Annotated in this window: 10 protein-coding genes and 1 pseudogene; 7 read left to right on the forward strand and 4 right to left on the reverse strand. The window is 63.1% G+C overall.

Annotation, left to right across the window (positions count from 1 at the left end):
- Positions 1–153: 153 nt before the first annotated feature.
- Entirely contained in the window at positions 154–957 is an 804-nt protein-coding gene (gene heR / locus Y703_RS0105285) for a heliorhodopsin HeR (protein ID WP_026551874.1), read from the forward strand.
- 35 nt (positions 958–992) lie between these two features.
- On the opposite strand, the pseudogene Y703_RS22910 reads toward heR, so the two are convergent.
- A pseudogene (locus Y703_RS22910) lies at positions 993–1,173 on the reverse strand (iron ABC transporter ATP-binding protein); the annotation flags it as partial.
- Between the two features lie 335 nt (positions 1,174–1,508).
- Here Y703_RS22910 and rplM point away from each other — a divergent pair.
- The 3 genes from rplM (at position 1,509) to glmM (ending at position 3,983) form a co-directional block, all read left to right on the forward strand.
- Positions 1,509–1,952 carry a 50S ribosomal protein L13 gene (gene rplM, locus Y703_RS0105290; protein ID WP_019481538.1) on the forward strand — a complete coding sequence of 148 codons (444 nt, stop codon included), beginning with the start codon at positions 1,509–1,511 and terminating at the stop codon, positions 1,950–1,952.
- 41 nt (positions 1,953–1,993) lie between these two features.
- Positions 1,994–2,491 (forward strand): 30S ribosomal protein S9, encoded by a 498-nt coding sequence (gene rpsI / locus Y703_RS0105295; protein ID WP_026551875.1) that lies wholly within the window; start codon positions 1,994–1,996, stop codon positions 2,489–2,491.
- 133 nt (positions 2,492–2,624) lie between these two features.
- Positions 2,625–3,983, forward strand: coding sequence for a phosphoglucosamine mutase (glmM, locus tag Y703_RS0105300; protein WP_026551876.1), 1,359 nt, complete (start codon positions 2,625–2,627; stop codon positions 3,981–3,983).
- Between the two features lie 49 nt (positions 3,984–4,032).
- Here glmM and mscL read toward each other — a convergent pair whose 3' ends face one another.
- Genes mscL through coaA form a run of 3 tightly spaced genes read right to left on the reverse strand, consistent with a single transcriptional unit; the run spans position 4,033 to position 6,247 of the window.
- Positions 4,033–4,425: a large conductance mechanosensitive channel protein MscL gene (mscL, locus tag Y703_RS0105305; protein WP_026551877.1), complete on the reverse strand. Its 393-nt coding sequence runs from the start codon at positions 4,423–4,425 to the stop codon at positions 4,033–4,035.
- Between the two features lie 17 nt (positions 4,426–4,442).
- Positions 4,443–5,291, reverse strand: coding sequence for a M15 family metallopeptidase (locus tag Y703_RS0105310; RefSeq protein WP_026551878.1), 849 nt, complete (start codon positions 5,289–5,291; stop codon positions 4,443–4,445).
- A complete protein-coding gene (gene coaA / locus Y703_RS0105315) occupies positions 5,288–6,247 on the reverse strand; it encodes a type I pantothenate kinase (protein WP_026551879.1) in 960 nt (319 codons plus the stop codon). The genes Y703_RS0105310 and coaA overlap by 4 nt, the downstream gene beginning before the upstream one ends.
- A gap of 133 nt (positions 6,248–6,380) precedes the next feature.
- Here coaA and glmS point away from each other — a divergent pair, with 133 nt between their 5' ends.
- The 3 genes from glmS to Y703_RS18125 form a co-directional block, all read left to right on the forward strand.
- The gene (glmS, locus tag Y703_RS0105320) at positions 6,381–8,279 is read left to right on the forward strand and encodes a glutamine--fructose-6-phosphate transaminase (isomerizing) (protein WP_026551880.1); all 1,899 of its coding nucleotides are present in this window, start codon (positions 6,381–6,383) and stop codon (positions 8,277–8,279) included.
- A 6-nt stretch (positions 8,280–8,285) separates the two neighbouring features.
- Positions 8,286–8,678, forward strand: a complete 393-nt coding sequence (locus tag Y703_RS0105325) for a holo-ACP synthase (protein WP_026551881.1) — start codon at positions 8,286–8,288, stop codon at positions 8,676–8,678.
- Between the two features lie 2 nt (positions 8,679–8,680).
- Positions 8,681–9,631, forward strand: a 951-nt coding sequence (locus tag Y703_RS18125; RefSeq protein ID WP_081743403.1) for an NAD(P)H-hydrate epimerase, incomplete at its 3' end; no start/stop codon positions are given.

A 9,631-nucleotide genomic window follows, 5' to 3' on the forward strand; every position in this document is an offset into this window, starting at 1 on the left:
AACTCCAATGCCCTCGCCAAATAAACCATGAATCAAGTCTGACAAACAATCAGCCCCAAAGGAATCAACGACACGCTACACTAGGTGGGTAAGTGAGTGAGTGCTAGGATCACCATCACGCACGGTAAACGTCAGCTCTATGAGGAGCACCCTATGTCGCGAGCAGCCCGCACTCCCGACGACAGCATTCGTCGTCTCCGGCGTTACAACGTGGTCGCAGGGTCGTTGCACCTCATCCAAGCGATCGGCTTCGCGATCATCCTCGCGATGCTGAGCACCCAGGTCACTTTTGCCGTGACCGCTGATTATCTGGCGGGTCCTCCCGGTTTCCCTTTGCCGCCTGAGCGTGTTGAACTCTTCAGCGTCAACGTCGGTGCTGGCGTGGTCGTATTTCTCGCGCTCTCGGCGCTGTTCCACTTTGCGGTTGCGTCGCCATTGTTCTTCCAACGCTATGCGTCCGGATTGAAGGCCAACCACAACTACTTCCGTTGGGTTGAGTACTCGTTGAGCTCATCGGTGATGATCTGGCTCATTGCCCAGACAACCGGCATCACCGACGTCGCCGCCCTGTTTTCACTGTTCGCCGCGAATGCGGCGATGATCGGATTTGGTGCCCTTCAGGAAAAATACGAAAAACCGGGGAGCGGCAATTTCCTTCCGTTCACCTTGGGGTCGATGGCCGGGTTGGTGCCCTGGATTGTAATTTTGATCTACTTTGTCTCCGTCGGGTCGACGAACTCGGTGGAGCCGCCCGCCTTTGTCTACGGCATCATCATCTCGTTGTTCCTGTTCTTCAACACCTTTGCAATCAATCAGGTGCTCCAATACCGCCAGGTCGGTCCGTGGCGAGACTATCTTTACGGCGAACGGGTCTACATCACACTCAGCCTCACGGCCAAGACGGCTCTCGCTTGGCAGGTTTTTTCAGGCTCCATCATCCCGGCACTGACTAGCTAACGTGCACACGTGAGCGGCCCGCGGTCCAAGCAGACCGACGCAAAATTTATGTCGTGCATCACCAGAACAATCCTGTTCCCCCTCATCGCCGGCCCGACGCGCCAGGCGCATGACCTGGGCCGTGTGCCGCAGATTCAGGTTGTTTAAGGGCTCATCAAGAAGGGCATAGTCAGTATCCCTCGCCAGCACCATTGCGATGAAGGCCCGCCGCCGCTGCTGTGACGCCCACGGCGATTGCCGTCTGCCAAAATAGCTAGTGATCCTCCGCAGCGGTGCACTTCGCTGGCACGTTGAGGCCCCGCTTTGACCTGAGCCCTTGCTTCGCGCTAATCTTGGTAGTCGTTGTGCGTATCCCACCTCGATACGTCCATACCCGCGTGGCGGCTCGGTTGCAGAGTCACCTGGCCCGCGGAAATGGCCGAGATAACCGGGATCACTGGCTTTCAGCCCTCACCTGAAGTTCCGGTAGCGCATGCATAAGCTGAGCTTTCGCGCGGGGATTAACTCCCGGTTGTGAAGGCGTCACCGAACAAGAAACGAAGGCAAAAACCGTGCGTACGTACACCCCGAAGCCAGGCGACATCAACCGCCAGTGGCACGTCATTGACGCCACCGACGTTGTCCTAGGCCGACTTGCCAGCCAGACCGCAACACTGCTGCGCGGAAAGCACAAGCCGACCTTTGCACCCCATATGGATATGGGCGATTTCGTCATCATCATCAACGCCGAGAAGGTTGCCCTCACCGGCGCCAAGCTCGAGCAGAAGCGTGCATACCGCCACTCCGGGTTCCCGGGTGGCCTCTCGTCAGTCAACTACGCAGAGCTGCTGGAGCAGAACCCAGTCCGCGCTGTGGAGAAGGCAATCCGAGGCATGCTTCCCAAGACTTCCCTGGCTGCCCAGCAGATCGGGAAACTGAAGGTCTACCGCGGTGCTGAGCACCCACACGCTGCACAGCAGCCGAAGACCTTCGAAATTACCCAGGTCGCCCAGTAGTCCTGGCCACCACACACTAAGAAATTAATTCAAGGAGAACCGTGGCTCAGAACACTGAAGAGCTGAATGAATCAACTGAGGAGCTTACGAGCTACACCTCAGAAACCGGCGAGACCACCGAGGCAACAGCCACGGAACGTCCCGCACTGACCGTTGGCGGCGGAGCCGTTGGACGTCGCAAGGAAGCAGTTGCACGGGTCCGGCTTGTACCGGGCACCGGCAAATGGATTGTCAACGGCCGCGAGCTGGCCGAGTACTTCCCGAACAAGCTGCACCAGCAGGAAGTCAACGATCCGTTCAAGATCCTTGATCTCCTCGGATCCTACGACGTCGTCGCCCGCATCCACGGTGGTGGCCCGTCCGGCCAGGCCGGTGCGCTTCGCCTCGGCGTCGCCCGCTCCCTGAACGAGATTGACCGCGAGAACAACCGCGCTATCCTCAAGAAGGCAGGCTTCCTGACCCGCGACGCACGAGTGATCGAGCGTAAGAAGGCTGGTCTGAAGAAGGCCCGCAAGGCACCTCAGTACTCCAAGCGCTAACCCACCACGTGGACCGGCGCGCTTCCACTTTCGGATGCCCGGCCTTCAGTGGTCCTAACGCCCGTCCGGTTACCGGACGGGCGTCAGGTGTTTAAGGCCGGGATCGATTCCCTCTGAACTAGGATGTACATCGATGAGTAGATTATTTGGGACCGATGGGGTCCGCGGACTGGCAAACGAACTGATCACCCCGGAGTTGGCAATGAAGCTGGCTCAGGCGGCAGCAGTGGTGTTGGGGCACAGCATGACGGACGGCAGGCGGCCGACTGCCGTCATTGCGCGTGACCCGCGAATCAGCGGTGACTTCATCGCCGCCGCGGTTGAGGCGGGACTGGCCGGTGCTGGCATTGACGTCTACGACGCCGGGATCCTTCCAACCCCTGCGGCGGCTTTCCTGGTCGCAGACCTGGACGCCGACTTCGGGGTGATGATCTCCGCTTCACACAACGCAGCGCCGGACAACGGCATCAAATTCCTTGCACGCGGTGGGAAAAAGCTTGATGACCGGATCGAGGACGCTATTGAACTGGAGCTGACCCGCCCGGTGCGCCGGCCCACAGGAGGCGACGTGGGACGCATCCAGCGCTTCGCAGACGCCGAGGACCGCTATGTAATCCACCTGCTGCAGACCCTCCCGAATCGCCTCGACGGCGTCAAAGTGGTGCTGGACTGTGCTCACGGCGCCGCGAGCGGCTGCTCTCCACAGGTCTTCGCTGACGCAGGCGCTGAGATAGTTGTCATCGGTGCTGATCCCGATGGGATCAATATCAATGACGGGTGCGGGTCCACCCATCTGGGACCGCTCCAGGAGGCCGTGCTGGAACACGGCGCCGACCTGGGGATCGCCCACGATGGCGACGCCGACCGGTGCCTCGCCGTCGACCACGAGGGAAACATCGTCGACGGCGACCAGATTATGGCGATCATGGCCCTAGCGATGAACGCCGCAGGAACCCTCAAGGACAGTACCCTGGTGGCAACCATCATGAGCAACCTTGGGTTGAAGCTTGCCCTCCGGGAAGCCGGGATCAGCCTCAGGGAAACGGGAGTGGGGGATAGATACGTGCTGGAGGCTATGCGCGACGGCGGCTACAGCCTTGGCGGAGAACAGTCGGGTCACGTGATCTTCGCTCAGTACGCAACAACCGGCGATGGCGTCCTCACCGGGTTGCAACTTGCCGCGCAGGTGGCACGCACCGGGCGATCCCTGAAGGAGCTCTCCGGGGTCATGAACAAGCTCCCCCAGGTCCTCATCAACGTCAAGGGCGTGGACAAGGCTGCGGTTACCACCAACGAACACGTCCAGCAGGCAGTCCTTAGGGCACAGGACACACTCGGGGAGACAGGGCGCGTCCTGTTGCGCCCGTCCGGCACCGAGCCGGTGGTCCGGGTCATGGTGGAGGCCTCCGATATGGACACTGCCCATCTCACTGCCAGCCGCCTCGCCGAAACAGTTCAGCTCCGGTTGGCCCTTACCCCGGCGCAGGCCTGAGTCTTCCGGCCGAAAGTCCCAGCCCCTGACTGCTCACCACCGTCCCGGGTCAGCGGCGGGCGGCGAGGCTGTCCCTGATCTCAGTGAGGAGAGCGATCTGCGGATCCATTGCCGGTTCCTGCTCTGAGATGCCGAGGCTGCGGTTGCGACGCTCAATCATCTTGTTCATCGGCAGCACCACCACGAAGTAGATCGCTGTCGCAACGAGCAAAAAATTGACGATTGCGGTCAGCAGGACACCGAACATGATGTCGTTGCCGTTGATAGTGACTTTCGCGAAGTCATCAAAGTTCGGTGAGCCAACCAGGGCCGAGATCAGTGGCATAAATACTGAGTCGACCAGCGAAGTAACAACGGCGCCGAACGCGCTGCCGAGGACCACCGCAACGGCGAGGTCCACCACATTGCCCTTCAAAATGAACGTCTTGAATCCGTTTAGCATGCGCCTAGGATATCGGCCTAACCATAGTCGGGTGCGTTAGACAGCCCGACGTGATCCTCAAGGGTCTCGGTCCCGTCAGCTCTCATCGACGCGGCGGTCTCGATTCCCACGAAACGAAAGTGCCAGGATTCAGCCAGGAACCCGGTCGTTTCCTGGCGCCCCTCCGGGTATCTGAGGATGAATCCAAACTCGTGGGCATTGTTGGCTGCCCAGATGCCGGCGGCCGTGTCACCGAAACAGCCTCGGAGGGTGCAGGCACCGTCACCCTGACCGATATCGAAGGCAAGCCCGGTTTGGTGTTCAGAGAATCCGGGCCGGGCAGAATAGTTGTCGGCATCCTCGGCGCTGCCATTGAGGCTCACCCAGTAGTTGTAGGTGTCCGCCTGCACGGCGTACGAGCGGTAGCCGCTGACCAGGGTGAGGACGACGTCGTCGTCGGCTGCCGCAGCGAACATCTCCTCCACCGCGTTGGCGGCGTCGGGCCGGAGCATCGCGTTGGCGCGGTCCACAGCGAGGGCTACGTCTGGCAGGACCAATTCCGACGGGGCATAGTCGACCGGGTTGAGAGGCCGCCGTTTATTGACGACGACGGTTATGGCTGAGGGATCGGCGTAGGCGTCAGCGTCATCACCGCGAGCCGCCGCCGTGGCAACCGGAGACCCGGCAGGCGACGGCGACCGCTGGGCCGGTGCTGGCACCTCGCCGCTGCCCGGGCCCGGCAGTCCGGAGCCCAGTGCTGACGGCAGCGAGGTCGCCTGGGCCGTCGTGGGTTCCGGTGCGGGCGCCCCGCAGCCGGAGAGAACGACGGCGAGGGCCGCCGTCGTTGCCCAGAGCTGTCGAAAGGACCGCCGGCCGAACGCTGTCATGTTTTCCGGAGCAGCATCCGCCGCACTGAGTGATCGGCTTCCTTGGTCAGCACCAGCTGGGCCCGCCCCCGGGTGGGAAGCACATTGGCCATCAGATTGGGCTCGTTGATCCGCTTCCAGATGCCGAGCGCTGTCTCGCGTGCTTCGTCGTCGGTCAGTGAGGCATACCTGTGGAAGTAGGACTGCGGGTTGGCGAAGGCGCCGGTCCGCAGCGACTGGAACCGCTGGACGTACCACTGCTCAATGTGGGAGGTCTTGGCATCCACGTAGATGGAAAAGTCGAAGAAATCGCTCAGCGCGAGTCCCGACCTCCCATCAGCGCGGGTCCGGGCTGGCGCGAGGACGTTCAGGCCCTCGACGATCAGGACGTCCGGGCGCCGGACCACCACCTCCTTGTCCGGCACTATGTTGTAGGTCAGGTGGGAATACCAGGGGGCGCTGACCTCTTCGGCGCCACTCTTGACTTCGCTCACAAATCTGAGCAGGCGTCGTCGATCATACGATTCGGGGAAACCCTTGCGGTGCATCAGGCCGCGCCGCTCCAACTCGTCATTCGGGTAGAGGAACCCATCAGTGGTGACCAGTTCCACGTTGGGAGTGTCCGGCCACCGGCTGAGCAGTTCGCGCAACACGCGGGCGGTCGTCGACTTGCCAACGGCCACCGAGCCGGCGACGCCGATCACGAACGGGGTGCGGGTGCGCTGCTCGCCCAGAAAGGTTGTGGTTGCGGCATGCAGTTCGCCAGCGGCGGCGACATAGAGGTACAGGAGCCGGGACAGGGGCAGATACACCTCTCGCACCTCGTCGAGGTTGAGTTCATCGCCCAACCCCCGCAGCCGCAGGATGTCTTCGAGATCCAGGGGAGAGGTGATCTCATTCGACAGCCGGGCCCAGGTCTGGCGGTCCAGTTCGACAAAGGGCGTGAAGTTGCTCTCCGCACCGTTGCCCGCGGTCATCCCGGGATTTGTTTCATTCACCATCCGAATTGTGCCCGTTGGCGGCCGCAGATGCGAACCTCGACCGCCCCGGCTGCCGGCTCTGGGTGGCTGGCTGCAACCGATGCCTCGGGCTGACGGTACGCTTAAGCCCATGTGTGGAATCGTAGGCTACGTAGGCCGGTCATCAGTGTCATCCGACGGAACAACAGCGACTCACGGTGCGCTGGACGTTGTCATGGAGGGGCTGCGGCGCCTCGAATATCGGGGGTATGACTCCGCTGGGGTGGCTGTGCTGACCCCGAATGGCATCGCATCGCGGAAAAAATCAGGCAAACTCAGCAACCTGGTCGCCGAGCTGGAGGCCAGCCCGCTACCAGCGTCAATGACAGGCATCGGCCACACCCGGTGGGCCACGCATGGTGCGCCCAACGACACGAACGCCCACCCGCACCTGGCCGACAACGGCAAGCTCGCTGTCATCCACAACGGCATCATCGAAAACTTCGCCGAGCTCAAAGCAGCGCTGCTGGAGCAGGGCGAAACCTTCCTCTCGGAAACCGACACCGAAGTCGCAGCGGCGCTGTTGGGCGGCATCTACCGGGAACTTACCGCCGCCGGTGATCCGGACCCGCTCACCAACGCCATGCGCAAGGCGAGCCAGCAGCTCGAAGGCGCCTTCACCCTTCTCGCTGTCCACCAGGACTCGCCCGGCGTCGTGGTAGCCGCCCGGCGTAACTCGCCCCTCGTCGTCGGCCTGGGCGACGGAGAGAATTTCCTCGGCTCGGACGTATCGGGCTTTATCGACTTCACCCGTCGCGCGGTTGAACTAGGTCAGGACCAGGTGGTCACCATCACCCCCGACGAAGTTGTCATCACCGACTTCTTCGGCGCACCCGCAGAGGGCAAAGAGTTCCACGTGGACTGGGACGCCGCAGCAGCTGAAAAGGGCGGCTACCCCTCCTTCATGGAGAAGGAAATCAATGACCAGCCCGACGCCGTCGGCCAGACGCTGCTCGGCCGCTCCGATGCGCAGGGCAGGCTGATCCTCGACGAACTGCGCATCGACGAGGCAATCCTGCGGTCAGTGGACAAGATAGTTGTCCTGGCCTGCGGCACCTCCGCCTACGCCGGGCAGGTGGCCAAGTACGCGATCGAACACTGGTGCCGTATCCCCACCGAGGTGGAGCTTTCCCATGAGTTCCGGTACCGCGATCCCATCGTCAACGAGAAGACCCTCGTGGTAGCCATCTCCCAGTCCGGCGAGACCATGGATACGCTAATGGCCGTGCGCTATGCCCGTGAACAGGGCGCGAAGGTGGTGGCGATCTGTAACACCAACGGGTCGACCATTCCCCGCGAATCCGACGCCGTCCTGTACACCCATGCGGGCCCGGAGATTGCCGTTGCGTCGACCAAGGCGTTCCTGGCCCAGATCACCGCCGCCTACCTGCTGGGTCTGTACCTGGCTCAGCTGCGCGGTAACAAGTACGGGGATGAGATTGCTGACGTCCTCGCCGACCTGGCCGAAATGCCCGCCAAGATCCAGAACATCCTGGACAACGCCGACAAGGTCAAGAAGCTTGCGCGGGACATGGCCGACGCCAAATCGGTGCTCTTCCTCGGCCGCCACGTCGGTTTTCCGGTGGCTATGGAGGGTGCACTGAAGCTGAAGGAACTCGCCTACATCCACGCCGAAGGGTTTGCCGCTGGCGAGCTGAAGCACGGCCCGATTGCGCTCATCGAGGACGGTCAGCCTGTCGTGGTGGTGGTTCCCTCACCGAACGGCAGGGACTCACTCCACGCCAAGGTGGTGTCCAACATCCAGGAGATCCGTGCCCGCGGCGCGGTGACCATAGTGATCGCCGAGGAGGGTGACACCTCGGTGGAGGCCTACGCCGAACACGTGTTCTATGTGCCCAAGACACCCACCCTGCTGGCACCGCTGCTCACCACGGTGCCGCTGCAGATCTTTGCCTGCGAGCTGGCGTCCGCCAAGGGGTATGACGTGGACCAGCCCCGCAACCTCGCCAAGTCAGTGACGGTCGAGTAACTGCCGATGATAGTTGGCATCGGCGTTGACGTGGTTGATGTCGACCGGTTCGGCCGCCAGCTGGAACGGACGCCCGGCCTGCGCGAACGACTGTTCGTGCCGGCCGAGCGGGTGCTTAACCTGCGCTCGCTCGCCGCACGGTTCGCCGCTAAAGAGGCAGTTGCCAAGGCGCTGGGTGCTCCGGCGGGCATGAACTGGCAGGATTGCTGGATTGGGGTCGACGCCGGGGGCAGCCCCTCGGTGGAGGCCAAAGGGACAGTTGCTGCGGCAGCCGCGGCGCGGGGTGTCCACCGCTGGCATCTCTCGCTCAGTCATGACGGAGGGGTGGCGACGGCAATGGTAGTGGCCGAGGCTGCGCCGGTGGTGCAGGGCCCCCCAGCAGCCGGGTTAGACTCCTAAGTATGCTTAGCGCCTATTCGGGCAGTGCGATCCGTTCGGCTGAAGCCCCCCTCCTCACGGCCGGACACGGTGACGCCCTGATGCAGCGCGCTGCCCATGGGCTGTATGCCGCAGCGGCCGGGGAGCTGATCGAGAGCACCGGCGGCTGTTACGGGCGCACGGCTGTCGTCCTTGCCGGCAGCGGCAACAACGCTGGGGACGCGCTCTTCGCTGCGGCCCGGCTGGCCGGGAGGGGGGTGCTCACCACAGCGGTCCTGACCTCCGAATCCACCCACCCGCAGGCGCTCGCCGCGTTTGAGCGCGCGGGCGGACGCGTGGAACTGCTTACTCCGGCGTCCACCGACCACCTGGTGTCATCCTGTGCCGGCGCTGACCTGATTATCGACGGAATTCTTGGGATTGGTGGCACCGGCGCCCTGCGCGAGCCCGCCGCCACCTTCGTCAGAGACATTTCAGCGGTGGCCTCCGGCGTCGTCGTCGCCTGCGACCTGCCCAGCGGCATGGACGCTGATACCGGCGCCGTGAACGAACCGGTACTCCGCGCTGACCTGACAGTCACCTTCGGGGCTTTGAAAACCGGGCTGCTCACACGAGCCGGGGCCGAGGCCGCTGGGCGTATCAGGGTAGTTGATATCGGGCTTGACGCGACACTACCTGCCCCTGCGGTGTTCCGACTGGAGCCCGCCGACGCCGCTGCGCTATACCGCCGACCCCGTGCCACCGACCACAAGTACACCCGCGGTGTGCTCGGCATCGCCGCCGGGTCAGCCAAGTATCCAGGTGCCGCGGTGCTCGCGACGGGCGCCGCCCTGGCAACCGGGCTGGGCATGGTGAGATACCTCGGACCACGCTCGGTAGCTGACCTGGTCAACCGGACCCACCCGGAAGCCGTCTGCTCGCAGGACTCGGTCAAGTCAAACCACGTGCAGGCGTGGCTGATCGGTCCCGGCGCC

It is taken from the genome of Arthrobacter sp. H20, from assembly GCF_000520515.1.
In the GTDB taxonomy this organism is placed as follows: Bacteria; Actinomycetota; Actinomycetes; order Actinomycetales; family Micrococcaceae; genus Arthrobacter_D.